Genomic DNA, 23,277 nt, shown 5'->3' on the forward strand with positions numbered 1-23,277 from the left:
CTTCGCCGAGTCGTCAGCAGCAATGAGATGATCTCACGGGCTCACGCTGTGCCGGCTGTCGAGACCTCGGGGTAAACACATACATTCGATATAAACCTCCGGCTGCTCCACACCGTGCGAACCACGTGCGGCGACCCGCTGGACCGGAGCACACAACGAACGTTGTCCACTCTCGTGTGAGGTCTTCAAGAGCGACGCGAGCGACTGGCTCGGAAGCGCGTGCTCGAGTCTAGCTCGTTTCGCTGTTTTCTCGCGTGTATTCGCTCGGAGCGACTGCTCCTCGCGAGTAGTTGCTCGAAGAACAGCGCCGAAGCCAGGACTCGAACCTGGGACAACCTCGTTAACAGCGAGGTGCTCTACCATCTGAGCTACTTCGGCTCATTTTCTCGTAGTCGGGTGTATTTGATAGGGCTTTCGTTTTGCCCGCTCCGTGTTCGACACCCTTTCACGCACTGCTCGAGTAGTCACCCCCAATGAGCGAGGAGGACGCCGACAGCGACGAGAACGACCGGAAGACGGGAGTTGACGACTTCGAGGCGGTCACTGACGCGATTCACGACCGTATCAAACCCGACGCCGAGGAACGCGAACGCCTCCGTGAGGTCGCCGACCGTCTCCTCGAGCGCGCCGAGGCCGCCGCGACCGACCGCTGCCCTACCGCGGACGTCCTACAGGCCGGCTCGACGGCCAGAGGAACGTGGATCAGCGGCGACCGCGATATCGACATCTTCGTCCGCTTTCCACCCGATCTCGATCGCAAAACCCTCGAGCGATACGGGCTCGAAGTCGGCCACGAAACCCTCCCCGAGGGCCACGAGGAGTACGCCGAACATCCCTACGTCAAGGGAACCGTCGAGGGATTCGATATCGATGTCGTCCCCTGCTTTCGCCTCGAGTCGGCCACCGAGATCCGCTCGGCCGTCGATCGCACGCCGTTTCACACCAAGTATCTCGAGGCGCGACTCGACGACGAGCTCGCCGCCGACGTTCGACTCACCAAGCAGTTCCTGAAGGGAATCGGAGCGTACGGTAGCGACCTCCGAACGCGGGGCTTCAGCGGTTACCTCACCGAGCTGCTCGTCTGCGAGTACGGCGGTTTCAGACCGCTGCTCGAAGCCGCGGCAAACTGGCATCCACAGGTCGAACTCGATCCGGAGGACCACGGCAAGGAACGCAAAACAGGGTCGACGTCTCGGGGAGAGAGTGTCGACGATGTCGCCCTCTCGTTCGACGACCCGCTCGTAGTTATCGACCCCACCGATCCCGAGCGAAACGTCGCCGCCGTCTGTTCGGCAGATAACGTCGCCCGGTTTCAACACTACGCGCGCGCACTCCTCGAAGAACCCCATATCGAACTGTTCGAACCCGAAATCCCAGACCCACTGACCGCGGCCGACCTCCGCGAACATCTCGAGCGTCGCGGCACCACGCCCGTCGCCATCCGATTCGACGCACCTGACCTCGTGGAGGATCAGCTCTATCCCCAGCTACAGAAGTCGCTCGACGGCATCACGATGGGGCTCGACGACCGCGGTTTCGACGTCTTCCGGGCGACGGCGGTCGCCGACGACACCGCGGTGATCCTCGTCGAACTCGCCGTCAGCGAACGCCCCGCCGTCGAGCGCCACGACGGCCCACCGGTCCACGTTCGGAGTCACGCCGAGGGATTCTACGAGTCCTACGCCGACGACCCCGACGCCTACGGTCCCTTCATCGACGGCGACCGGTACGTCACCGAACGACCTCGCGAGTTCACCACGGCCGAAGCCTTCCTCGAGAGCGACCGGCTCTTCGACGTCGGGCTTGGTGCCCACATCGAGACGGGACTCGAAGACGAGTACACGGTCCTGGTCGGCGACGAGATCGCGGCGCTACTCGAGGAGTTCGGCCAAGAACTCGCTCGGTATTTCGATCCCACTCCCTGAACTGGCGACCGATACAGTCTGATACGGTTTACTGTAGTCAATTACCGCCGATCACCGACCACGTCCCTGGTGATCGGCGGTAAATAGTTACAGCAATCCGTATGAATCGAGCCAGAACAAGACCGAGCGATCGGCTGTGACAGTCGAATCCGGAATCAAAGAGCAAAACCGGGAGGGACAGAGAGTTGAGAATCGAGAACCGAAAGATCAGCCGTCGAGATCCAGATCCAACTCGAGATCCAGCCCGTGTTCGTCGGCAACGTCCGAAATCGCCGACGCCGCTTTCGCCTCACACTCCGAGTCCGGTTCGATCGGCTCGCGGCCGTCGAACGTCTCGTGGACGATCGCGACGCTGTCGGCGAGGACGTCCAGTCCGTACCCGCCCTCGAGGATGAACGCGAGCGCCGCATCGGTGTCGTCGGCGAACGTCCGGAGTCGGTCGGTCATCAGGGCGTAAGCCTCCGTCGACAGCCGAACCCGCGAGATCGGATCGTGGCGGTGGGCGTCGAAACCCGCGCTGACGAGCAGCAGGTCGGGATCGAACGCGCTAAGCGCGCCGATGATCGGCCCCTCGATCGCCGCGAGATACTCCCGATCACTGGTCCCGGCCGGCAACGGAACGTTCATCGTCGTTCCCGCGCCGTCACCCGTTCCGGTCTCGTCGACGGCACCGGTGCCGGGGTAGAGACCCTGCTCGTGAATCGAGACGAAGAAGACGTCATCGCGGTCGTAAAAGATGTCCTGCGTACCGTTGCCGTGGTGGACGTCCCAGTCAACGATCGCGACCCGATCGACATCGTACGCATCCGCATCGAGTGCGTGTTGGGCGGCGACCGCCGCATTGTTCACGAAGCAAAACCCCATTGCATCGTCGTACACCGCGTGATGTCCCGGCGGCCGTCCGATCGAGAACGGCGTATCGCGACCGGTTGCACCCTCGAGAGCCGCCTCAGTGGCCCAGCAGGCGAGGCCGGCGCTGTGACGGACCGCATCCCAGGTCTCCTCGACGGCAGTCGTGTCGGGATCCCAGTTGCCACCACCGTCGGCACAGAACGTTTCGACGGATTCGATGTACTCCCGCTCGTGGACGGCCGCGAGCGTGTCGATTTCGCAGGGGTCGGCCTCGACGTACTCGACGCCGTGTTTCCTTTTCAATCGCTCCCGAATGGCGCGCAACCGGTCCGGCGACTCTGGATGGCGCGAACCGGGATCGTGTGCGAGACAGACCTCGCTGTAGCCAAACTGCATCTCACTCAAACAACGAGAAGTACGTCTCGATGTCGTCGTCTGTGATCGTCCGGCGGTCAGCGTGGTGGGCGAGAATCGCCGCCGCCCGAGCGACGTTATCCGCGTAGTCCTCGAGAATGTCTGCGAGGGCGACGCGAGCGTCCATCGAGACGCGGTACCGATCGTCGATTTCCAGCCTGGCGATACGGTCGACCGGCGCAACCGGCAACTCGAGGTCGTTTTTGTTGACGACTGTGCCGACGCCGAAATCCTCCGCCATTAGCGTCTTCCGACCGTCTTCGCTCGCTCGCTCGGCGGCATCGATGGCGAGCTCGCTTCCGTGTTCTTGAATCCGTGTTGCAAGTTCCTTCGACGCGTCGGCACTCACCCGAAGTTCGCCCGCGTTTCGCCGGATGATCGTATCCACCGGGGCGAACGGGAGTTCGACGTTCATACCATGATACGCGAAGCAAACGCCCTTAACGCTTTTCCTAGGTGCTCGATGAGGTTGCTCGCGGCGTCAGAACACGTCGTTTGCCTCGAGACGACCGTCACGGACGATCCCTCGTGCGGTTACCTCTTCTCCGAGACCGACGTCGGCGTGGGTCTCCACGCTCATCGTCGTCTCGCCGTCGTCGAGAACGACGGGATCGCCGGCCTGAACAACGACGCCCGTGAACTCGATCTCTTCGCCGTCGGCCGGTTCGTCCGTGTCGGTACTCGTGTCGCCCGAGCTGTCCGTTTCGGTTTCCGCAGCGTCTTCGTCTTCGTCTTCGTCTTCGTTTCCATCGTCGTCCCCGCTTCCGGAAAACGCCGATAGCCCGGCGTTCTCGTCGCTCGAGTCGTCCGCGTCGGCCGCAGCAGCCCCAGCCCCCTCGGCGGATTCGGACTGGAGCACCGTGATCGTCGACTGCCAGCCGGCAGACGCCTCGAGGTCGTCCTGCCAGCCGTCCTGAATTTCGACGTCGCCGAGTGCGACCTCGTCGCCCGGGCCGATGTCGAGGTCCGCTTTGTCACCCCAGAGCGCCACACGGATGTCGTCGGTCGCGTCCTGGACGCGAATGTTCCGTACCTGTCCCTCGGAGCCGTCGTCGCGATCGAAGGTTCGTTTCGGATCCGCCGAGCGGACGACGCCCGCGAGATCGACCGTCTGGCCGATCTCGATAGCTTCGATCGGCGTACTCTCCGGGACGTACTCGACCGTTTCGTCGACCTCCTCGACGGCGCCGCGATTGCCGACGTGAAGTTCCAGATTGCCGTCGCGCTCCTTGACGTAGCCGTCGATCACTTCGACGGTGGTATCGGGCTCGATTTCGGTGGCCAGATCGGCCTGCTCGTCCCACAGCGTCACGCGGATACGGCCGGTCGAATCGCCGAGTACGAGGTTCGACACCTTCCCTTCGGAGCCGTCGTCGCGGTCGAACGTGCGCACGCTGTCGGTGTCCAAGACGAGCCCTACGAGGTTGACGTTCGAAAGGCCCAGCGAGAGGTCCTCGACGGTGTGGGTGTCGGAAACCTTTACCTCGTCAATTTCCTCGTCCGGATCGGGTTCGACCTCGTCGACGCTGATCTCGACGCCGCTAAAGCCCTCCTTGGGGCGGCCCTTGATCCGCAGCACCTGCCCCTCCTCGAGTTCCTCGATGGCGGCTTCGGCGTGTTCGTCCCAGAAGGCTGCCCGGACGGAGCCGGTCTCATCGGCGACCTCGACGTTGACGACGCGACCGTCCTCGTCTTCCCCGTCGCGTTCGAAGGTCCGCACGTCGCCGATGCTGATCACTTTGGCGATAAACTTTGCTTCCTCCATCCCCGGTTCGATATCGGCGATGCCACCGACTTCGCTCTCGCCGATTTCGTGTGCGATGAGCATCGCCGCCGTCTCCTCGTCTGCGAGTCCACCCATCTGCTCGACTTTCGCCTCGACGGCCTCGCGAAACTCCTCGAGAGAGACGTCGGCCTCGAGGTCTTCATAAACGCCCTCGATGTCGCTCATTCTATGCTCGTGCATGGGTAGGCTGCGCATAAGCGTTGTCCATTCGGTGTGTTCGTCGGGGTGTTCGACTCCGTTTCACAGTGGGATGGGGGCTGGGATGGTACCACGCAACCCGCCGCTGGTCCCATCCGTGGAGCCGACGATTGGCGTCCGAACGCATACCGCCGCTTGCCCCGGCTCCGTATATAAACCCGAGTGTTAGTCAGCTGGACGGAGGCGGCCGTTGTGGCAGGCGTAGACACGCACGATCGGGGGAGAACGGCGGACTGTGGCCGGTTCCTTTCGAAAGGGCTTTAATGTCGACGCGGGTATGAAGAGATGAGTCCTGATAGGGTAGTGGACTATCCTCTTGGCTTGCGGAGCCAGGGACCGGAGTTCAAATCTCCGTCAGGACGTTTCTGTCGACGCCAAACCGCGAGCGGAGCGAGCGGCTGGTGTCGACGAAACTCCGATGCGGAGATTTGAGCAGACGAGTCGCAGCCCGGGAAGCGAACAAAGTGAGCGACCCGGAACGTCTCGGCGAGTTCAAATCTCCGCCAGGACGCTCACTTATCGCGGGCGCTTCGCATTGCTCAGCGCCCGCTTTTGGGTTCGGTCCTGACGTGCCTTACGCTCACTTCGTTCGCGTAAGACTCCGTCAGGACGCTTTCACCGATGCGACAACGCCGAACGTAGCCAGGCGTCCGTGTCGGTGAAAACTCGCACCTTGTACGTCGAGTACCCGAGAACTCCGCAGCGACACCTATTCGGTCTCGAGGCGAGAACAGTCAGCTATGCTTGACAGTCTGGTCGTCTTCCTCGTCAGTTTGCTGATCGGTGCACTTGGACTTCACATCGGCGCGATCGTTATCGCCGACGTCAGTGATTACACGCACGCGTTCTTTACCGCACTGTTCGGAGCGATCGTCTGGAGCCTCATCGGCTTCTTCTTCGGCTGGATCCCGTTCCTCGGTCCGGTGATCGTCCTGCTCGCGTATCTGGCGGTCGTCAAGCGACGATACCCCGGCGGCTGGATCGACGCCGCCGGCATCACGGTCGTTGCGTGGGTTTCCGTCCTCGTCGTCTTGTACACCCTCGCTGCCGTCGGTCTCACGACGTTCGACGCCGTCGGCGTCCCCGGGACGTGACGCGACTCGAGCGACGGATGATCGGCCCCCATGAGCGGCCGTCATGTGCCGACAGGGCGGTTACCCTCCCTCGGTTCCGAACCCGGCCGTAAACGGAGTTCGAGGACGATGACTGAACACGATCCGGACGGAAGCGACAGCGCACAGCGGGACGAAAATAAGCGGACGGACATCAGCCGACGGCGCGTACTGCGGACGACCGCAGCGACGGCGGTCGGCGGGGCCGGCCTCGCCGGCGCAACCGGAACCGCCTCGGCGAGCGGATTCACGGGCTGTGACGACTGGGTGAACGCGCCGGCGGAGTACCCGGAACTCGACCTTACCAGTTCCAATCCGTCGGCGTCGAATTTCGACGATATCGAGGACGAAGACGAAGACGAAGACGAGTTCGTCGTCTACGTCCACGGCTGGCGCGGTCTCGAGACCAGCACCGATCAGGCCGAGACGCTTCGGGAGGCGCTCGAGGAAAGCGACTACGACGGGCCAGTGGTCGCCGCGTCCTGGGACGCGGACACGCTCAACTACTGGCGCGCCGAAAGCACGACCGAAACCGCCGGCCACCGCCTCGCATTGTGGCTGGCGTCCGACCGCGTGGACCTCGAGGAGACGACGGTTCGGCTAGTCGGGCACTCGCTCGGCGGTCGCGTCTGTCTCGAGGCGCTCACGGCGCTGGGTGGCGACGCGACCGTCGAAAGCGTCGCGCTGGTCGGCACCGCTGCGGACGACGATGCGGTCTGTACGGACGGGCAGTACGCCTACGGTATCGACGCCAGTGCCGAGACGGTCGCCAACTACCACTCCGAAAACGACGACGCCGTCTGCTACGGCTACGACGTGCAGTCGCTCTCGAGCGGCCTCGGCTGTGCCGGCTCCGACTGCGAGGCCGGCCTGCTCACCGATGACAGCGGCTCGCTGCCGGAGAACTACACCGACGTGGACGTCACCGACGAGGTCGCCGGCCACTGCGACTACATCAAGCCCGGCGTGGGCTGTGTGCCCCAACTAGTCGACGACTTCGAGTGATCGTCGGTCGCTCGAACAGCGTCGTCACTCGAGGGGAGAACGGACGGTCATCGCTCGAAAACGTTGGCACTCGAGGTATCGAAACTGGGTGAGAGGAGTAAGCCCCCTTCTGTTCGTCCCGGCATTCGGCTGAGCGTCCGCGCCGTCCGCGGCCAGGCCGCGGGGCGTTCGGGCTACCACGGCACGGACTTGCACCGGTGAGGGTTCGCCGTTCCATCGATCCTCGGCCGTCTGGGTGTGGTCGGTTACGTCGCCGAGGTTCGGATCCCCGAAGGGAAGAACCGCGCACGCAACCCATGGATTCGAACCATGTATCGTTCGAACGACCACACGCCCTCTGCAGGTTAGCTTCCCTTCCTCTCGGTCGGGTTCGCACGCATCATCGGTCGGGCCGAGACGTGTCGTTTCTGTTCCAGAGCCAGCGGTCTCCCGCTCCGGACTTGCGTCCGGTCACCTGCCCGAACAGGTGGGGGGACTTTCCTCGCGTGCGTTGGGCAACTCGAAGAGTTGGCCAACGGTAGGAGCGTGATGCATCCCGAAGGGATGGCCACAATGTACGGATGCGACGTCGCCGACGCATCCGCCGCGGCAGCCAGGCTCTCTCTCCCACCGATAGTACGAGCGTGGGCCGAATAAGTCCCTCGGTCCCCACGGAAAAAGAACGTCGTAGCGAATGGAAGCGCTTTAGGACGACTATTACCATGTACAGTTGTATGTCCCAGCGACAGGGCGTCAACCTCTCCTACGAAGACGGTGCGCGAGCCGTCGAACTCGCTCGCGAATCCGTCGAATCTTACGTACAACACGGGCAACGAGAACAACCGGGCAGTATGCGCGAGGCATTCTACGAGCGAACCGGCGCGTTCGTCCGCCTCGAGTCCACGCGCGGCCGAGGCAGTCTGCGCGGCTGTGCCGGCGGCTACCGCTCGGGCGAGCAACTCGGTCACGTCATCGTCGACGCGGCGATCGAAGCTGCAAGCGAGGATTCGTGTGGCTCCGAAGTGACACCCTCGGAGCTACCGAACCTCACCGTATCGGTCTGTACCGTCAAGAACGTCGTTCTGACCGACGATCCGCTGGCGGATCTCGAACTCGGAACCCACGGCGTCGCCATCGACGGCGGCGAAGGCGGCTGGCTCTATCCGACGGTGCCCGTCCAGAACAACTGGAGCGCCCGCGAGTATCTCGACCGGACCTGCCGAAAGGCGAAGCTCGCACCGACGGCCTGGCAGGACGACGACGTCGTCGTCACGCTGTTCGAAGGGCAGGTGTTCCGAGAGCGCGAAGCCGACGGAAGCATCGAAGAGGTCTGACTGCGACGAGAACAGGAACCGTATCGACGGTCGAATCGGAACGCTAGCGGTAGAATACAGTTACTTCTCACGCGGATATCTCCCCTCTCGAGTCGAGCGGTATCGATCGAAGCCGTCTCGAGTCGAAGCTGGGGCCGCCGCGACGGACTGCTGTACGCGGTTCCGGCGCAGCCGTGATGTCCTGCGGTTGGACGTATATCGGTAAGCGATCCGGATGAGTTATCGATCGAACGTCCGATAGATCACCGCGAGTCCGATCGTATGCGAGAGGGTGATCGCAAGGAGGCTCGCGGCATCGCTGAGGTCGAGGATCGGATCGAACAGATAGAGGATCAGATACGGGACGACGGCGATCGAGACGATCCCGATCGCGAGGGCGCGCATCGTCCGGCTCTCGTGTCGCCGGTAGCCGCGATAGGCGAGATGCGCGACGAACAGTCCGAGGACTGCCGTGAGGGCGGACGCGACGGCGGTGATGGATGCAAGTGGCATAATCTCGTTATCAGGTTGTGTAGACGGCGTAGAGAATGACTAGCAGGCCACACAGTTCGGACAGCGTCGTGAGCAGCAACTGTGCTGAGAGCGGAACCGACGCGACGTTCCCCGCGAGCAGCCGAACGAACATCGGCGCCGGTGCGAGCAGGAACATACCGATCGCGAGCAGCAAGATCGGCCGTGCCTTCGTCCGTCGGTAGCCCTCGACGAACCGGTAGGTGACGAGGACGGCGAGGACGGTCGCGACGAAGAACGAGAGGATAGCGGCGACCACGACGGGCGTCGAACCGCCCTCGACCGTGACCTGGATCGGAACCGGCACCGACAGCAATGCCGACGGTGATAGCGACGTCGTCGGAACCGACACCGCCGCCTCGAGAGAGGGGCCGAGCGTCGCGGCCGTTGGCTCGAACGGCGCGAAGAATCTGAACCCGAACGCTCCCCGGAGCACCTCGAGCGCGCCGGCCGTCACGCCAGTGTACCCTGTCATCCCGAGAACTCCTCGTACAGTCGCGTGAAGGTATCCGCGGCGTCTTCCTCGGTGTACTCGAGCGTCACGTCGAAGCCGTCGTCGGTGACGTCGATCGCGACGTGTTCGAGGCGGGCCGCGTAGACCTTGTAGTGGTGGCCGTTCGGATCGAGTCGCTGCTGGTCCTCCAGGAGTCCGTGGTCCTGCAGGCGATCGATGCGTCGATACACCGTCGACGGGTCGGCGTTACAGGCGGTACTCAGGGCGTCGGCGGACCGGGCCTCCCGGTAGGTCTCGAGGATGATCGTGCGCGCGTACTCGTCCTCGAGCAGCGTGAGGAGTTCCTCGGTGTCGGGGTCGACGCTGGTCGTCATCGCTCCCCCCTTGCTCGCGTCGTGGTCGCGTGCCGGTCCCGCGATCGCACCGCGGCCGAAACGGCGAGCGATCCGCTGGTCGGAGATTGCGGATCGCCGGCGGAATTCAGTTGCCGAGCCGACACGTCGATGTCGACTCCCGTACGAAAGGCAATAATCGTTCGGATGCGTGGCGAATCGCCGGGCGACGAGCACGGCGGAGCGCGAACCGGCAACTGAGTTCCTCGAGACCGGTTCTCGTATATAAGCGTTTGGTACGGTTGGCGCCCCGCCAACTGTGAATCGGCTTATACGATGCTGTCGGACGACGGTCAGCATGCAATGGTCGAGACATGGTACACCGGTCGTTCCGCGGCCGATTCGATCGAAGCGACGGGAGCGTCTCGTATCGACCGCCGAAGCCGACCCGGGCACGGCGGCTTCCGAACGCCCTACCGACGGCCACCGGAGCCGGAGGTGTCCCGATGACGGCGATCGAAACGACCGACCTGACGAAGCGTTACGGCGAGGAGACCGCCCTCGAGAGCCTCGAGTTAACCGTCGACGACGGCGAGGTGTTCGGCTTTCTGGGGCCCAACGGCGCGGGAAAGACGACGACGATCGATCTCCTGTTGGACTTCATCCGGCCGACCGCAGGATCGGCGACGGTGCTCGGCTACGATACGCACGACGAGACCGACGCCGTTCGCGACCGTGTCGGCATCCTTCCCGACGGGTTCGACCTCTGGGAGCGCTCGTCGGGCTATCGCCACCTCGAGTTCGCCCTCGAGTCCAAGAACGGGACTGAATCGCCCGAGGCGCTGCTCGAGCGCGTCGGGCTCGACCTCAAGGACGCCGAGCGACCGGTCGGCGACTACTCGAAGGGGATGGCCCAGCGACTCGCGATGGCGATGGCGCTCGTCGGCGATCCGGACCTGTTGATTCTGGACGAACCGTCGAGCGGCCTCGACCCCCACGGCATTCGGACGTTCCAGGAGATCATCCGCGAGGAAGCCGCCGACGGGACGACGGTCTTCTTCTCGAGTCACATCCTCGGGCAGGTCGCGGCCGTCTGCGACCGCGTCGGCATCTTGGACGACGGCGAACTCGTCACCGTCGACACCATCGCGGGGCTGCGCGAGCGATCGGGTGTCGGCTCGAGTCTCGTCGTCGACGTGGCGGGAGAACCGTCGACCGAAGGGACGGCGCTGACCGAGATCGACGGCGTCACCGAGGTAACGGCCGACGACGGGCGTCTTCGGGTGACCTACGCTGACCCTGCAGCGAAAGCGCTCGCGATCCACCGACTCGTCGAGTCGGGACCGCCGATCGTCGACTTCGAGACCGAAGAGGCGACGCTCGAGGACCTCTTCTCGGCGTTCACCGGCGTCGACGGGGAGTCAGTCCGCGAGCAGGGAGCGGTGGCCGACGAACCGAAGGCGAGCCAGAAAACGGTAGCCGACGGCGGCGTGTCCGCCGACACCGACGCCGACGAGGAGGAAGAGGAGGTGGTTCGATGAGCACCGCGCTGCTGGCCCGGAAGGACTTCGAGGACGCGATCCGTTCACGGATGATCTGGGCCGTGATGGGCGTCTTCGTCTTCCTGATGGGGATCATCGCCGCCGGGGCCGCGACCGACAACCTTTCCGAGGCCGAGCCGACGGAGGTGATCGGCGTCGTCGCCAACATCGGCGGGCTGTTGCTCATCCCGATTATGGCACTCCTCGTCGGCTATATGGCCATCGTCGGCGAGCGACAGTCGGGCAGCCTGCGGGTGTTGTTCGGGCTTTCACACAGCCGGTGGGACGTCTTCGCCGGCAAACTCCTGAGCCGTCTCGGCGTCATCGCGGTCGCATCGGTCGTGGCGTGTCTCGTTGCCATCGTGATTGCGGTCGGATTGTTTGACGACGTCCCGATACGGACCTTCCTCGGATTTTCGGTGCTGACGATCCTCCTCGGGATGGCCTTCACCGCCATCGCGGTCGGCGTCTCGGCGATCGCATCCTCGAGAATGCAGGCGATGGCCGGCGCGATCGGGAGCTACGTCGTGTTCACGCTCGTCTGGCATCCGGCCGTCACGGCGTTCCATTACCTCGTCGAAGGTAACCTGCCGGGACTCGAGGCCCCCGAGTGGTACTTCTTCCTCCTGAGTCTGAACCCGCTCGAGGCCTACCGCGCGGTCTCGAGCGAACTCGCCGGCCAGTTCATCTGGCCGATGGTCGGCTGGCAAACTATGGTCGAAGACATTCCGGAGGAGACGCTGGAGGAGCCGAACGCGCTTTTGCTCTCGAATCGCGTGAGCGGCGACCTCCCGTTCTACCTGAGCGACTGGTTCGCCGCCGTCGTCCTGCTCGCCTGGATCGTGGTCCCGCTGGCGATCGGCTACTGGCGGTTCGAGCGGGCGGATCTGAACTGACGACGGTCGACACACTCGGTGCTGTGACCGGAGTCAGTCACGCTCGATCGTGGAGTTTCGACTCAAGCAACTGGTCGAGGGCGGCGAAGACGGCGTCGACGACGAGCCAGCAGACGACGACGTTGCCGAGTACGAAGAGACCGATTCGGAACAGGCCGAGCGGACCGGAGACGATCAGGGCGGACCAGTTGACGACCGCCGCGAAGATCCCGACACCGACCAGTTTGAGCGTCAACAGGTTCACGATCGAGCCGCGGGAGGGCGGCGATGCTGCCGAGGATTCCATACCGAGTCTGTTGACGGAAAAAAGTTCAATCCGTTGATTCGCTGAACCCGACTATCTCGGCGTCGGTCAGACACCGCTCGCTCGCCTCGTCCAGATCGAACTCCCGGACAATTTCGCCGTCTCGAACCAGCGGCTCGAGCAGCGCCTCGCCGTCCTCGGGTCCCTCGCGGTCGGCGAGCGCGACGTGGTGGCCCCCCGCTGACGTTCGGTACACCTCCTTTACGCCCGAGAGCTTGCCCCGCTTGGAGATCGGTTTGCCCTCGATTTCGACGATATCGAGGCTGAAATCGACCGATTCCGCGTCGGTGATGTGACTGCCGACGCCGAACCCGTCGGCGAGGTTCTGCAGTGGCCGGATCGTCTCCGGGGTGAGCCCGCCGCTACAGAAGATGTCGACGTCCTCGCGGCCCCGCGCGTCGAGTTCCCAGCGGACTTCCCGAATGATGTGTCGGAAGTCGCCGCGACGGGAACTCGTGGTGTCGATTCGAACTCCGTCCAGATCCTCGCCCAGCGTTTCGGCGGCCAGCAAACTCTCGCTCTTCTCGTCCCAGAAGGTGTCGACCAGCGCGGTCCGCGGCACGTCCTCGCCGACGGCCTCGTCGAAGGCCGTCCACGCGTCGGCCTGGTTGCCCTCGCCGAAACAGAACATGAGCGCGTGGGGCATCGTTCCGCCCGCCTCGCGGCCGAGAACCTCGCCCGCGGCGACGTGCGAGAAGCCGTCGAGGCCGGCAAGCAACGCGGCGCGCTCGACCGCCGTCGCGATCGAGGGATGAACGTGGCGAGCGCCGAAGGAGAGCACGAGCGACTCCGGGGCCGCCAGCCGCGCCTCGAGTGCGGCCGTCGCGAACCCGCTCGGCTGCGACAGAAAACCCAGCAGCGACGTCTCGAGTTCGGCGAACTCGAGGTACGGCCCTTCGATTCGCATGACCGGTCCGCCGTCGAACAGTTGCCCGTCCGGGAGCGCGTCGATATCGACGTTACGGCCCTCGAACAGCGTGGCGACGTCTTCGATCCCAGTAACGACCTCGAACGAGCCGGTGGGAAACTGGTCGGCGGTCACCTCGGCGACGACGCGGGGGTTTTTTTCCGCGTGCTCGAGGGTCGCGCGAGTGCGCTCGAAGTAGGCATCCGTCGCGGAGCCCTCGAGAATCGCCTCCGCTGGGACGGTTCCGAACGGGTTAGACATGTCGACGACTTCCCGTGGGAGACAAATAAGCTCCCCGTCTGCCGACGCCCTCGGGATCGGCTACGCTGGCGGCGCTGGCGACGTTACCGGGCCCGTTACGGACGGCCCGTCAGCAGTGTTGGCCGACCCACCCGCGTCAACGCGCTCGATCGACGCCGATCCCGACTCCGTTCCGTGAATGTCCTCGAGGTCGTCGACTGCAGGCGCACCGACGATTTTGATCGTCTCTCCGGAGACCGTCACCCGATACGCGCCGGCGAAGGCGTCCCCGTCGCCGATCCGGTAGGTATCGTTCGCGGCGTCGATCGGTTCCGCGCCGTTGTTCTCGAGGAGCGTCCGGTAGGCCTCCGCAAAGGCCTCGGCGTCGTCCTCGCTCTCCCAGGCGAGGCCCCAGACGTGGCCAGTCCGGCTGTCGTCGTCGACGTCGTGGTAGACCCGGAAGGTGTCGCCGGCCCAGCCGTCGGTCGCGGGGTGAGAGTAGTTGTACGGCGAGAGTTCACTGCCGCCCTCGCCGATCGGCCGCTCGACGACGCCGTTGGTCCAGAGCGACGCGAACAGCGTCGCCTCGCCGATCGTCTCCGAGCGTGGCTGGCCGTTACGGGTGACCGGCTCCCAGTCGTCGGTCGAGCGGTCCCGAATCTCGACGTCGACCGGTCGGTCATCCGGGTACCGCTCGGGGTGGATCAACTGACTGGTGCTCGCCGGTCGGTCCGCGTAGGCGCCGTCGACGGCCGCCCAGCCGCCGCGGTCGCGGAGGTGAGCGACGAACGGCGGCCCCTCCGAGTACGGCGTGTAGATCGAGAGGAACAGCCCGATGTTGAACGAGCGCTCGCCGGATTCGCCGTCGGCCGGCGGTCGGTCGTCGTCGGGCAGACACTGCCACTCCTCGCCACAGCGTTGGTCGTACAACTGCGGGATGTAGTTCGCCTCTCCCTCCGTGAGCCCGATTTCGGCCCGCTGGGCGTCGATCGTCGTGGCGTGTCGTTCGAGGCCGAAGTGGTGGTCCTGAAGGGCGTGGACGAGTTCGTGGACCAGCGTCTCGCGGTCGATCCGCAGTCCGTCGGCGCCGTCAGTTACGATGACGATCCGATCGTTCGTGTAGTAGCCCTGCACGGAGCCGCCGTAGAGATCGTTCATCGCGCGGTTGACGTCCGTCTCGCCGTCGACGATGAACGCACCGCGCCACAGTTCGTTCGCGAACGGCGACGCCGATCCCGGCTGGCCGCGCTGGCTGCGATACTCGGTTCTGGTGATCGTCTCGAGGGTGACATCGTGGTGGAACTTCAGGCCGCGAACGACCTCGATTCGGGCCATCGAACGGTACTTGACGGCCTCGAGTTGATCCTCGGTGAGCGACTCGTTGTCGTCGAACTCGAAGACGTCGTCGTGAGCGTAGTGGCCGACGTGACCGAGTTCTCGGTCGGTGTCGAATCCGTCGGGAGTACTGGGGAGCGTACAGCCCGACAACACGATCAGCGCGACGACCGCGAACAGTGCCAGTCGGCCACGGTTCATGTGGCCAGTCTTTCGACGGCGGCGACATAGGTTCGTCGCTCAGGCGCGGCCCCGACCGTGACGGCAGTCGTCGACGCGGCCGGGATCGATCTCGCTAGCGATCGACGTGGCAGAATCGGCGGATACGGACCGACGAGACGGCTCTGAAACGCGGGTTCGAGGGGTGACTCGGGCTCTCGCGACGAGCAGCGCGAGCGAGATGGCAACTACCGCACCGGGTGCAGCGAAGCCGGCGAGGGAGTCGTCGCCGTCGTCATCGTCACTGCTCGCGGTATCGTCGTCAGCACTGTCGTCCGCCGAAACGCGTTCGAGGGTGTCTTCACCGGCGGGCGCGGCACCGTCGACGATTCCGTCGAGTTCGGCAACCGACGGGGCGCGGACCACCGTCACCGTCTCGCCGTCGCGCTCGAGGTAATAGGCGCCGGGGAACGCCTCGTCGATTACGTAGCTATCCTGCCGGTCTTCGATCGGTTCGGCGTCGTGGATGTCGAGGAGTTCGAGGTAGCCGGTGGCGAACTCTCGGGCGTCCTCGCTCGAGCGCCACTCGGTCTCCCAGACGTAGCCGGAGTCGGCTGCCCCGGGCTCCTCGGCAGTTGCGTCGATATAGGTGACCAGTTCGTCGCCGGCCCAGCCGTCCGTATACGGCTGGTCATAGTCGAACCCGCCGAGGTCGTCGGTGAGCAACGCCTCGGACTCGATCACCGACGGCTGTTGGTCAGGACTGAGAGCGTTCGCGCCGAGCATCGCGACCATCGTCGCCTCGCCGGTCGTCTCTCTGGCGACCTCGCCGTCGAACTCGAGGGGCGTCCACGACTCGTTCGAGCGGTCCTCGACGGTGGTGTCTGCCGGCTCGCGCTCCTCGTGGTGAATGACCGTCGACGAACTCGTCGGCGGGTCGTCGTACGCCGCGTCGACGGCCGACCAGCCGTCGTCGGTCTCGAGCAGGTGGTCGACGTAGGCCGGGCCGTCGCTGTAGGGCTGGAAGAGCGTCATGTAGATCCCCCAGTTGAGCTCTGGAAAGTCGTCCGGGTCCGAATCCGCGGGGAGCACGCAGCCCCACTCGTCGCCACAGCGTTGCTCGTACTCGGTATCGACCCAGACGGCGTCGCCTTCGATGAGACCGTTCTTGGCGTTGTCCTGGTCGATCGTCTCTCGATCGTAGCTCGTCAGATCGTAGTGTTGGTCCTGAAGCGCGTGGACCAGCTCGTGGCCGAGTACGACCTCGTCGAGTTCGGGCGTCTCCGGATTGTCCGAGACGAGCACGATCTGATCGCTCGACGGAGCGTAGTAACCGTCGACGGAGCCGCCGTACATGGCCTCGAGTTCGTCCGCGGCGTCCGTGTCGCGGTCGACCATGAACAGGGCCTCGTAGGTGACGTTCTGTTTGCGCTGTTCGTCCTCGCTCAACTCGACGAAGATATCGTCGTGTTCGGTCTGGAACTCCTCTCGAGAGATGACGTCGACCGGGACGTCGTCCTCGAAGGTCAGGTTCCGAATCTCCTCGACGCGCGCCATCGATCGGGCGACGACCGCATCGAGTTCGTCGTCCTCGAGCACGGCGTCGTCGCGGTCGTCGACGGACAGTTCGTCGTCGTACCAGTAGCCGTCGACGTAGCCGACGGTCCCTTCGGTGGTCGGTTCGTCGGGGCGGTCCGACGAATCGTCCGAGAACAGTCCCGGGACGACGCCGCCGGCCGCGATCAGCACCAGAACGATCGCCGACACCGCGAGAAGGGAGGCGAGAAGTCGCGTCCGCGTGAGTGTTGCCGTCATTTGGGCGGGATACCCACACATACGAAGGCGAGTGCAAAAAGGTCGCTGATCAGCGAACTCCTCGAACGATCGACTCGCTTCGGCGTCATGAACGTTTTTGGGAACCCCTTCGTACACTCACGTATGCACCTCGAGCCAGACAGCACGGCGGTCGTGGTCGTCGACATGCAAAACGGGTTCTGCCATCCCGACGGCTCGCTGTACGCGCCGGGCAGCGAGGCGGTTATCGAACCGATCGCCGACCTCGTCAAGCGGGCCCGGGAGGTCGGGACGCAGGTGATCTTCACCCGCGACGTCCACCCGCCCGAACAGTTCGACGACGCACACTACTACGACGAGTTCGAGCAGTGGGGCGAACACGTCCTCGAGGGCTCCTGGGAGGCCGAGATCGTCGACGAACTGGCCGTCGAGCCGGCCGATCACGTCGTTGAGAAACACACCTACGACGCCTTCTACAACACGGAACTCGAGAGCTGGCTAAACGCCCGCGGAATCGACGATCTCGTGCTCTGTGGCACGCTTGCGAACGTCTGCGTGCTCCACACCGGTGGCAGCGCCGGCTTGCGTGATTTCCGGCCGATCATGGTCGAGGACTGCATCGGCGCGATCGAAGACGAGCACAAGGAGTACGCGATCGACCACGCCGGCTGGCTGTTCGGCGAGGTCGCCGTGCGCGACGACCTCGAATTCGCCGGGGAGTGAGCGGGAGTGGATGGTCTCGCGTTGTGTCGGCCTCGGATCCGGCGTTTCGCGTTTCCCTCGTGTTGGTTCCGTACTGCGTCGCTTTCGGTGGCACACGCCCGCCACTCGACACGCAACACCACCCTCGATACTCGACACGCAACACTCGACCTCCGGAAGACAGCCGACCCGCCGAGAAGTGTGACTGTTTTCACCGGCCCGCACTAACGGCGAGTATGGCACTATCTCGGCCCGCACGGAGGGGGCGACTCGAGCGAGCGACAACCGGTACGGACACTGGCACTGAAGCGGGTCCAAATCCCCCCGGCACCGACGACGGCACCGGTGAGACTGCATGAACGCCCGTCGAATGCGATCGATGTACCTCTTCGGAATCGCACTGAACGCGGTCGCTCTGGTCTATGCGGCCATGGACGGCTCGCCGCTGTTCGCGGTCACGTTCGGTATCGTCATGGTCTATCTCGGCGTGCGCTACTGGATGATCACGAACGCTTAACAAGCCTGTCTCACTGCAGGTGGACTCGTATTCCGAACGCGGCCGAACTAGCTGTTGATGCTCGAATCGGTCCCTCCAGTCGTCGAGGCGGCGATCTATTGCTACTTCGTCGCCGTCGCGGCGATCGGCTGCTACCTCCACGGACGCGCCTGGCTGCGTTACCGGAACCGCGACGCTCGAATCGACGAACAGCCCGGCCTCGAGGGCTGAAATCACACCCGCGAGAGCCGGAACGTAATCCGGCCGACCCTCATACGGTTTACTGTAGTCAATGACCGTCGATCACCGACCCCATCCCTGGTGATCGGCGGTAACTAGTTACAGCAATCCGTCTCAGCCGACGGTCGAAAGTTCGTCCCACTCCCGAACGTCCCCGCCGTGATCGTCGGCGACGCGCTCGGCGTCACCGCGATCGGAAAACGGCAGCAAGTCCGGCCCCATCGCCCCGTGAACGTCGCTCTCGACGACGTAGTAAAGCTCCGTCGCGTCCGCGAACGCCGCCTCCTCGGCGTGGGTCGAGATGTGCGGCGTTCCGTCGTGTTCGGCGAGGTCGTAGTCGACGCTTGAGTAGTCGGTGACGAAGGCGCCGCGAAGCTCCCCTCCCTGCGCCTCGTGCTCGTCTCGAGCGACGACGAGTTCGGAGAGACTGTCGTACCGGAGGGGGCCGTCGCGCTCTTCGGGCCGTCCGTCGGCGTAGAAGAGCTGTCCGGCGGGACCGAAGTGGTCGGCGATCACCATTCCGCAGGCGTCACACGACTGTCCGTCGGCCAGGCTGATCGGCTCGGCCGGGGAGTCGTCGGTACCCTCATCTCCCAGACAGCCGGCCAGCCCGGCGGCCGCGAGGCTTGCGGTTCCCGCGAGGAGCCGTCGCCGCGAACAGCGACAGGTCATAGCCGCCGCCTCCGAATCGCGACGGTCGCGAGCGCGGTCGGCAGGACGATCCAGGCGGCCAATGCCGCCGCGAGGACGCCGCTCGAGAGCCCGGTGTCGGCCAGCAGGGCCGCGAATCCGGCGTCGCCACCGGCACCGAGGGTTCCGAGCACCAGCGCCCGAAAGATCCCGGTCGGGTTGGCCAGGACGATCGCCGAGACGGCCGTCTCCGAGAGGCCGAAGGCGGCGATCAGACCGAGCGCGAGCAGATCGTGGACGAGGACGAACCACGCCCACAGTAGCAGCGCGAAGCCCAGCGCGTGGGTCTTCTCTGCGGCGAGCGTCGACAGCAGGACGCCCATCGAGAGGAAGGCCAGTCCCAGCCCGACGGTTCCGACCAGGAAGCCGACGTAGGCGTCGAATCCCGCGACGCCGTACTCCAGCAGGAGGAACCCGCCGGCGACGCCGAAGCCGACGACGGTCGCGCTCGCGAGGACGGTCGCCCGGCCGAGGACCGTCCCGAGGACGACCCAGGCCCGCGAAACCGGCAGCGCGAACAACGTCTGGAGCCAGCCGCTCTCCTCGCGACCAACGACCGCGTCGTAGCTAAACGCCAGCGCGACCAGCGGGACGAGGTAGACCGCGAGCACCGCCAGACTCGCGACGACGCGTTCGAACCCCGCGGGGCTCACCGAGGAGCCGCTGAACGTCGTCAGCCCGAGTGCGAACGCCGCGAAGATCGCGGTGAGTGCGATCGCCCACCGGCTCCGAACCGCGAGTCGGTACTCCGTTTCGGCGACGACGAACAGCTGTCGGTACCACTGTCCGGAGCCGGCGGCGTGACCGCGGTCGCTCTCGATCGCCGTCTCGGCTCGAGCGTCCCGTTCGACTCGAGCCGCCGGGCCGGTCTCGAGGTCGTAGCCGCCGTCGGGTTTCGGTTCGCCGGCGGGGCGGGTGTCTGAGGCGCTTGCGGCGGATGCTGCGGACCCGTCCGTCCCAACCTCCTCACCGTCCGCTCGACTCGAGTCGTGCGTCATGGCCGCACCTCCTCGGCCGCGGCCGTCGGCTCGTCGGCCGACAGTGCCTCGTGGAACGCCGCCTCGAGCCCCGGCTCGTGGACTTCGAACCGTTCCACGTGCTCGCGCTCGAGTGATCCGAGCAGGTCGAACGCCGCCTCGCGGCCGCAAACGACCTCGATCTCGTCGCCGGTATCGGTGACGTTGCCGCGGTTCTGGACGGCCTCGAGCAGCGATTCGCGCTCGTGATCGGCGGGGGTAAGGGCGACGGTCACGCGCTCGTCGCTGGACCGGAGGTCGTCGACGGAGCCGGCGGCCCGAAGCCGCCCCGCTTGCAGGATGACGACCTCGTCGCAGAGTCGCTCGACCTCGCTGAGCACGTGCGAGGAGAGGACGACCGTTACGTCCGTCTCGCGGTCGATGCGCTCGATGATGCGGTGGAACGCGGTCACGCCGCGGGGGTCGAGCCCCGCGGTTGGCTCGTCGAGGACGAGCACGGGCGGCCGCGAGAGCAGGACGGACGCGAGTCCGAGCCGTCGTCCCATCCCGTTCGAGTAGCCCGAGACGGGGCGGTCCGCGGCGTCGGCGAGGCCGACGAGCGCGAGACACTCCTCGATGCGAGCGTCTCGGTCGGAGAGCCCGCGGATGCGGGCGTGAACCGAGAGCACTTCCCGGCCCGTCATCGACGGCGGAAAGCCGCTGTGCTCGGGCAGGAACCCGACGCGTTCGCGGACGCGGTGGCCCGCGGTCTCGACGTCGAGGCCGCCGACTTCGATCGATCCCTCGTCGGGCCGGTCGTGGCCGACCAGGAGTTCGAACAGCGTCGTCTTTCCCGCTCCGTTCGTGCCGAGGACGCCGAACGTCGACCCCGTGGGAACCTCGAAGGAGGGCCCGTCGAGAGCGACGACGTCGCCGTACCGTTTGTGGACGTCAGTTATCGTGATGTTCATTGTCGTAGTAGGACCTCCAGTCCTTGTGTGGGGGCTCGGCGAGCGGTCGGTGATCGACCACGCCGGGCGATTCGACGACCGGGAACGAGCTCTCGGCCAGTCGGACGGCGTCGAACGCCGGACTCTCGGCGAAGACGGCCGCTTGCGGGTTCTCGTGTACGAGTTTCTCGACGCTGCCGGCGGGTTGGTGGCGGATTTCGCTGGTTCCGTCGCCGTCGAGGTCGACGCCGCTCGCATCCGCCCAGTAGTTCCCCTGATCGCTGTCGTTCCAGCTCGTCTGGGCGTTCGCGTGGGCGTACGCCGCCTGTCCGTTCCCGATGAAGCTGTTGCCGGTCACGACCTCGCCGGTGCTTCCGGCCGTGATGTGGACCCCGACCGCGTTCTCGAGGACGAGATTATCCGCGAGCCGGTTGTCCTGGGCGTTATAGACGTAGAGCCCGTTGTCGTTGCCGACGACCTCGTTGCCGACGATCTCGCTGCGTTCGACGTCCTTGACGAGGATGCCGTGACCGCTCGGGCCGTCGTTGTTCACCGCGACGTTGTCCCGGAGGGTCAGTCCCTCCGAAACCATCAGCGCGAAGCCGACGTCGTTGTCGAAGGCGGTGTTGTTCGCGAGTCGGTTGTCGTCCGAGTACATGTAGTGGACGCCGTAGCGCAGCTCCCACATGACGTTGTTCTCGGCGACGACACCCGACGACCACTGGTAGTAGATACCGTCGCGGACGGTCGTGATGTGATTGTCTCTGAGTTCGGCGTCGGTGGCCTCCCAGAGGTGGATTCCGTTGCCGCGCTGGTCCGCTGAGACGTCCTCGCGGCCGGCGATGAGACTCTCCTCGACGGTCGTGTTATCGACGCCGTGGACCCAGATTCCGAAGGCGACCTCGGTCAGCCGGAGTTCGGAGAGCGTTGCGTTCGCGCCGTCGACGAGGATCCCGCTGTCGTCGTCGTTCTTGTCGTGGCCGCCGTTGCGGATCCAGACCCCCTCGAGCGCGACGTCGTCGGCCGCGATCTCGAGGACGGTCCCCTCGCCGCCGCCGTCGATCACGGCCGCGTCTCGCTCGGCGGCGGCGATCGTCACGTCCGGCGTCTCGATCGTCACCCGTTCGTCGAAACGTCCCTCGAGGAGGACCGTTTCGCCGGGATCGGCGGCGTCGACGGCGGCCTGGATCGAGTCGAACTGCTCGTCGCCGTCGATCGTCGCGGTACCCGCCGCCTCGGGTTCGGCGACGTCGTGGACGTCCGGAACGTCCGGACTCCAGGCGTCGACGCCGTCGGCGTCGGCCGGGCCGTTCGTCGCGGCGACGGCTGCGCCGGCGAGCGAGGCGACGAGCATCACGGCAGCGGCGACGGCGAACCACGATTCGTTCACGGGCGATCACCGTCCGCCGTGGATCGCACTGGGTCGGAATCCGGTTGGTCGGTCGTCCCCGACGCTTCGCCGCCGCGCCAGCGACGGAGTCGTGCGTTCGCGCGTTCTCGTCTGTCGCGAGCGAGTTCGGGCACGTCCCCGAGGGTCTCCTCGGAGCCCCGGAACCGGAACGCGACGAACAGCAAGCCGACGGCGGCCACCAGCAGGTAGCCGCCGGGACCGAACCAGGCGGTGCCGCTGATGTTCGCGACTTCGTAGCTGCCGGCCAGCGGCGGCGTAAACCCGTCGACGCCCGACAGCGGTGCGGCCGGATCGAGCGAGTGACCGGTCTGATGGAGCCGGTACTGGATGAGCGCGCCCATCGTGACGAACACGAAGAGCGTTCCGCCGAACAACCCGGCCAGTCCGCGTTTGAGCCGTTTGCCCGACGGGAGCAGCGCCACGGCGACGCTCGAGGCCGCGAGGGCGACGAACGCGACCGGGCCGAGCACCCACTCGGGGACGGCGACGGCGTTCTCGTGGACGTCGTAGTTGGGGTCGACGTACACCGGATCGGGGTAGTAGAACCCGACGTAGCTGTTGAGCGCCTGTATCTCGGTAATATCGCCCTCGAGCCGCGGGTAGGCGTAGAGCTTGACGGTCAGCGGCTCCATGTACTGCGGCGCGGTGAGCGTGATCCGCCACACCGGCATCGTCAGTGCGAGCAGGAACAGCGCCGCCGCTGCCAGCGGGAGCGCGCGTCGGAGTTCGGTGAGCCGGGTGAGGCGGGACATCGT

24 protein-coding genes, 2 tRNA genes and 1 other RNA gene are annotated in these 23,277 nt (G+C 65.3%); 10 read left to right on the forward strand and 17 right to left on the reverse strand.

Annotation, left to right across the window (positions count from 1 at the left end; all coding sequences use genetic code 11):
- Positions 1 to 305 precede the first annotated feature (305 nt).
- Positions 306 to 378, reverse strand: a tRNA-Asn gene (locus tag GS429_RS14120).
- A 95-nt stretch (positions 379 to 473) separates the two neighbouring features.
- Here GS429_RS14120 and cca point away from each other — a divergent pair.
- Positions 474 to 1,925, forward strand: coding sequence for a CCA tRNA nucleotidyltransferase (gene cca / locus GS429_RS14125; RefSeq protein WP_160066016.1), 1,452 nt, complete (start codon positions 474 to 476; stop codon positions 1,923 to 1,925).
- Positions 1,926 to 2,132: 207 nt separating this feature from the next.
- Here cca and GS429_RS14130 read toward each other — a convergent pair whose 3' ends face one another.
- From GS429_RS14130 to GS429_RS14140, 3 genes are all read right to left on the reverse strand, one after another.
- Positions 2,133 to 3,173, reverse strand: coding sequence for a histone deacetylase family protein (locus tag GS429_RS14130; RefSeq protein WP_160066017.1), 1,041 nt, complete (start codon positions 3,171 to 3,173; stop codon positions 2,133 to 2,135).
- Between the two features lies 1 nt (position 3,174).
- Complete coding sequence (locus tag GS429_RS14135) at positions 3,175 to 3,606, reverse strand: histone (RefSeq protein ID WP_160066018.1); 432 nt, start codon at positions 3,604 to 3,606, stop codon at positions 3,175 to 3,177.
- A 66-nt stretch (positions 3,607 to 3,672) separates the two neighbouring features.
- The gene (locus GS429_RS14140; RefSeq protein WP_160066019.1) at positions 3,673 to 5,142 is read right to left on the reverse strand and encodes a single-stranded DNA binding protein; all 1,470 of its coding nucleotides are present in this window, start codon (positions 5,140 to 5,142) and stop codon (positions 3,673 to 3,675) included.
- A 322-nt stretch (positions 5,143 to 5,464) separates the two neighbouring features.
- Here GS429_RS14140 and GS429_RS14145 point away from each other — a divergent pair.
- The 3 genes from GS429_RS14145 (at position 5,465) to GS429_RS14155 (ending at position 7,292) form a co-directional block, all read left to right on the forward strand.
- Positions 5,465 to 5,537, forward strand: a tRNA-Arg gene (locus GS429_RS14145).
- Positions 5,538 to 5,915: 378 nt separating this feature from the next.
- The gene (locus GS429_RS14150) at positions 5,916 to 6,269 is read left to right on the forward strand and encodes a hypothetical protein (protein ID WP_160066020.1); all 354 of its coding nucleotides are present in this window, start codon (positions 5,916 to 5,918) and stop codon (positions 6,267 to 6,269) included.
- Positions 6,270 to 6,377: 108 nt separating this feature from the next.
- Complete coding sequence (locus GS429_RS14155) at positions 6,378 to 7,292, forward strand: lipase family alpha/beta hydrolase (RefSeq protein ID WP_160066021.1); 915 nt, start codon at positions 6,378 to 6,380, stop codon at positions 7,290 to 7,292.
- Between the two features lie 92 nt (positions 7,293 to 7,384).
- Here the strand turns inward: GS429_RS14155 and rnpB are convergent.
- Positions 7,385 to 7,793: RNase P RNA component (gene rnpB / locus GS429_RS14160), an RNA gene on the reverse strand.
- Positions 7,794 to 8,005: 212 nt separating this feature from the next.
- Here rnpB and GS429_RS14165 point away from each other — a divergent pair.
- The gene (locus GS429_RS14165; RefSeq protein ID WP_160066022.1) at positions 8,006 to 8,605 is read left to right on the forward strand and encodes a TIGR00296 family protein; all 600 of its coding nucleotides are present in this window, start codon (positions 8,006 to 8,008) and stop codon (positions 8,603 to 8,605) included.
- A 219-nt stretch (positions 8,606 to 8,824) separates the two neighbouring features.
- Here GS429_RS14165 and GS429_RS14170 read toward each other — a convergent pair whose 3' ends face one another.
- From GS429_RS14170 to GS429_RS14180, 3 genes are read right to left on the reverse strand one after another with little or no spacing between them, the layout of a single operon-like run.
- A complete protein-coding gene (locus tag GS429_RS14170) occupies positions 8,825 to 9,097 on the reverse strand; it encodes a DUF7521 family protein (protein ID WP_160066023.1) in 273 nt (90 codons plus the stop codon).
- A gap of 10 nt (positions 9,098 to 9,107) precedes the next feature.
- Positions 9,108 to 9,590: a DUF7521 family protein gene (locus GS429_RS14175; protein WP_201294021.1), complete on the reverse strand. Its 483-nt coding sequence runs from the start codon at positions 9,588 to 9,590 to the stop codon at positions 9,108 to 9,110.
- A complete protein-coding gene (locus GS429_RS14180) occupies positions 9,587 to 9,943 on the reverse strand; it encodes a helix-turn-helix domain-containing protein (RefSeq protein ID WP_160066024.1) in 357 nt (118 codons plus the stop codon). Before GS429_RS14180 ends, GS429_RS14175 begins: the two co-directional genes overlap by 4 nt.
- A 464-nt stretch (positions 9,944 to 10,407) precedes the next feature.
- Between GS429_RS14180 and GS429_RS14185 the strand changes: the two genes are divergently transcribed.
- Positions 10,408 to 11,442: an ABC transporter ATP-binding protein gene (locus tag GS429_RS14185; protein WP_160066025.1), complete on the forward strand. Its 1,035-nt coding sequence runs from the start codon at positions 10,408 to 10,410 to the stop codon at positions 11,440 to 11,442.
- Positions 11,439 to 12,338, forward strand: a complete 900-nt coding sequence (locus tag GS429_RS14190) for an ABC transporter permease (protein WP_160066026.1) — start codon at positions 11,439 to 11,441, stop codon at positions 12,336 to 12,338. The genes GS429_RS14185 and GS429_RS14190 overlap by 4 nt, the downstream gene beginning before the upstream one ends.
- 37 nt (positions 12,339 to 12,375) lie before the next feature.
- On the opposite strand, the gene GS429_RS14195 is transcribed toward GS429_RS14190, so the two are convergent.
- The 4 genes from GS429_RS14195 to GS429_RS14210 are packed head-to-tail and all read right to left on the reverse strand — an operon-like array spanning position 12,376 to position 17,098.
- Positions 12,376 to 12,624, reverse strand: coding sequence for a hypothetical protein (locus GS429_RS14195; RefSeq protein ID WP_160066027.1), 249 nt, complete (start codon positions 12,622 to 12,624; stop codon positions 12,376 to 12,378).
- A gap of 25 nt (positions 12,625 to 12,649) precedes the next feature.
- The gene (locus tag GS429_RS14200; RefSeq protein WP_160066028.1) at positions 12,650 to 13,810 is read right to left on the reverse strand and encodes a nicotinate phosphoribosyltransferase; all 1,161 of its coding nucleotides are present in this window, start codon (positions 13,808 to 13,810) and stop codon (positions 12,650 to 12,652) included.
- Between the two features lie 60 nt (positions 13,811 to 13,870).
- Positions 13,871 to 15,325, reverse strand: coding sequence for an Hvo_1808 family surface protein (locus tag GS429_RS14205; protein ID WP_160066029.1), 1,455 nt, complete (start codon positions 15,323 to 15,325; stop codon positions 13,871 to 13,873).
- A gap of 39 nt (positions 15,326 to 15,364) precedes the next feature.
- Positions 15,365 to 17,098, reverse strand: coding sequence for an Hvo_1808 family surface protein (locus tag GS429_RS14210; RefSeq protein ID WP_201294022.1), 1,734 nt, complete (start codon positions 17,096 to 17,098; stop codon positions 15,365 to 15,367).
- Between the two features lie 123 nt (positions 17,099 to 17,221).
- Between GS429_RS14210 and GS429_RS14215 the strand changes: the two genes are divergently transcribed.
- The 3 genes from GS429_RS14215 to GS429_RS21915 all read left to right on the forward strand — a co-directional run bounded on the left by GS429_RS14215 (position 17,222) and on the right by GS429_RS21915 (position 18,506).
- A complete protein-coding gene (locus tag GS429_RS14215; RefSeq protein ID WP_160066030.1) occupies positions 17,222 to 17,800 on the forward strand; it encodes a cysteine hydrolase family protein in 579 nt (192 codons plus the stop codon).
- Positions 17,801 to 18,134: 334 nt separating this feature from the next.
- A complete protein-coding gene (locus GS429_RS21910; RefSeq protein ID WP_201294023.1) occupies positions 18,135 to 18,296 on the forward strand; it encodes a hypothetical protein in 162 nt (53 codons plus the stop codon).
- A gap of 57 nt (positions 18,297 to 18,353) precedes the next feature.
- Entirely contained in the window at positions 18,354 to 18,506 is a 153-nt protein-coding gene (locus GS429_RS21915; protein ID WP_201294024.1) for a hypothetical protein, read from the forward strand.
- Between the two features lie 123 nt (positions 18,507 to 18,629).
- Here GS429_RS21915 and GS429_RS14220 read toward each other — a convergent pair whose 3' ends face one another.
- Genes GS429_RS14220 through GS429_RS14240 form a run of 5 tightly spaced genes read right to left on the reverse strand, consistent with a single transcriptional unit; the run spans position 18,630 to position 23,274 of the window.
- Positions 18,630 to 19,187: a nitrous oxide reductase accessory protein NosL gene (locus GS429_RS14220; protein WP_160066031.1), complete on the reverse strand. Its 558-nt coding sequence runs from the start codon at positions 19,185 to 19,187 to the stop codon at positions 18,630 to 18,632.
- Positions 19,184 to 20,203 (reverse strand): ABC transporter permease, encoded by a 1,020-nt coding sequence (locus tag GS429_RS14225; protein WP_160066032.1) that lies wholly within the window; start codon positions 20,201 to 20,203, stop codon positions 19,184 to 19,186. Before GS429_RS14225 ends, GS429_RS14220 begins: the two co-directional genes overlap by 4 nt.
- On the reverse strand, positions 20,200 to 21,132 hold the full coding sequence (locus GS429_RS14230) for an ABC transporter ATP-binding protein (protein WP_160066033.1): 933 nt from the start codon (positions 21,130 to 21,132) through the stop codon (positions 20,200 to 20,202). Before GS429_RS14230 ends, GS429_RS14225 begins: the two co-directional genes overlap by 4 nt.
- Positions 21,113 to 22,501 carry a nitrous oxide reductase family maturation protein NosD gene (nosD, locus tag GS429_RS14235; protein WP_328821402.1) on the reverse strand — a complete coding sequence of 463 codons (1,389 nt, stop codon included), beginning with the start codon at positions 22,499 to 22,501 and terminating at the stop codon, positions 21,113 to 21,115. Before nosD ends, GS429_RS14230 begins: the two co-directional genes overlap by 20 nt.
- Positions 22,498 to 23,274: a hypothetical protein gene (locus GS429_RS14240; protein ID WP_160066034.1), complete on the reverse strand. Its 777-nt coding sequence runs from the start codon at positions 23,272 to 23,274 to the stop codon at positions 22,498 to 22,500. The genes nosD and GS429_RS14240 overlap by 4 nt, the downstream gene beginning before the upstream one ends.
- Between the last annotated feature and the right edge of the window lie 3 nt (positions 23,275 to 23,277).

The organism is Natronorubrum halalkaliphilum, from assembly GCF_009834785.1.
GTDB lineage: Archaea > Halobacteriota > Halobacteria > Halobacteriales > Natrialbaceae > Natronorubrum > Natronorubrum halalkaliphilum.

Excerpts from the sequence above, each read along its gene's own strand:
- GS429_RS14150 (WP_160066020.1), top strand. The coding sequence starts at position 5,916 with ATGCTTGACAGTCTGGTCGTCTTCCTCGTCAGTTTGCTGATCGGTGCA.
- GS429_RS14205 (WP_160066029.1), bottom strand. The coding sequence starts at position 15,325 with ATGAACCGTGGCCGACTGGCACTGTTCGCGGTCGTCGCGCTGATCGTG.
- GS429_RS14225 (WP_160066032.1), bottom strand. The coding sequence starts at position 20,203 with ATGACGCACGACTCGAGTCGAGCGGACGGTGAGGAGGTTGGGACGGAC.
- GS429_RS14140 (WP_160066019.1), bottom strand. The coding sequence starts at position 5,142 with ATGAGCGACATCGAGGGCGTTTATGAAGACCTCGAGGCCGACGTCTCT.
- GS429_RS21910 (WP_201294023.1), top strand. The coding sequence starts at position 18,135 with ATGAACGCCCGTCGAATGCGATCGATGTACCTCTTCGGAATCGCACTG.
- GS429_RS14230 (WP_160066033.1), bottom strand. The coding sequence starts at position 21,132 with ATGAACATCACGATAACTGACGTCCACAAACGGTACGGCGACGTCGTC.
- GS429_RS14180 (WP_160066024.1), bottom strand. The coding sequence starts at position 9,943 with ATGACGACCAGCGTCGACCCCGACACCGAGGAACTCCTCACGCTGCTC.
- GS429_RS14170 (WP_160066023.1), bottom strand. The coding sequence starts at position 9,097 with ATGCCACTTGCATCCATCACCGCCGTCGCGTCCGCCCTCACGGCAGTC.
- GS429_RS14165 (WP_160066022.1), top strand. The coding sequence starts at position 8,006 with ATGTCCCAGCGACAGGGCGTCAACCTCTCCTACGAAGACGGTGCGCGA.
- GS429_RS14210 (WP_201294022.1), bottom strand. The coding sequence starts at position 17,098 with ATGACGGCAACACTCACGCGGACGCGACTTCTCGCCTCCCTTCTCGCG.
- GS429_RS14155 (WP_160066021.1), top strand. The coding sequence starts at position 6,378 with ATGACTGAACACGATCCGGACGGAAGCGACAGCGCACAGCGGGACGAA.
- GS429_RS14175 (WP_201294021.1), bottom strand. The coding sequence starts at position 9,590 with ATGACAGGGTACACTGGCGTGACGGCCGGCGCGCTCGAGGTGCTCCGG.
- GS429_RS14220 (WP_160066031.1), bottom strand. The coding sequence starts at position 19,187 with ATGACCTGTCGCTGTTCGCGGCGACGGCTCCTCGCGGGAACCGCAAGC.
- GS429_RS14240 (WP_160066034.1), bottom strand. The coding sequence starts at position 23,274 with ATGTCCCGCCTCACCCGGCTCACCGAACTCCGACGCGCGCTCCCGCTG.
- GS429_RS14185 (WP_160066025.1), top strand. The coding sequence starts at position 10,408 with ATGACGGCGATCGAAACGACCGACCTGACGAAGCGTTACGGCGAGGAG.
- GS429_RS14200 (WP_160066028.1), bottom strand. The coding sequence starts at position 13,810 with ATGTCTAACCCGTTCGGAACCGTCCCAGCGGAGGCGATTCTCGAGGGC.
- GS429_RS14130 (WP_160066017.1), bottom strand. The coding sequence starts at position 3,173 with ATGCAGTTTGGCTACAGCGAGGTCTGTCTCGCACACGATCCCGGTTCG.
- GS429_RS14190 (WP_160066026.1), top strand. The coding sequence starts at position 11,439 with ATGAGCACCGCGCTGCTGGCCCGGAAGGACTTCGAGGACGCGATCCGT.
- GS429_RS14215 (WP_160066030.1), top strand. The coding sequence starts at position 17,222 with ATGCACCTCGAGCCAGACAGCACGGCGGTCGTGGTCGTCGACATGCAA.
- GS429_RS14195 (WP_160066027.1), bottom strand. The coding sequence starts at position 12,624 with ATGGAATCCTCGGCAGCATCGCCGCCCTCCCGCGGCTCGATCGTGAAC.
- cca (WP_160066016.1), top strand. The coding sequence starts at position 474 with ATGAGCGAGGAGGACGCCGACAGCGACGAGAACGACCGGAAGACGGGA.
- GS429_RS21915 (WP_201294024.1), top strand. The coding sequence starts at position 18,354 with ATGCTCGAATCGGTCCCTCCAGTCGTCGAGGCGGCGATCTATTGCTAC.
- GS429_RS14135 (WP_160066018.1), bottom strand. The coding sequence starts at position 3,606 with ATGAACGTCGAACTCCCGTTCGCCCCGGTGGATACGATCATCCGGCGA.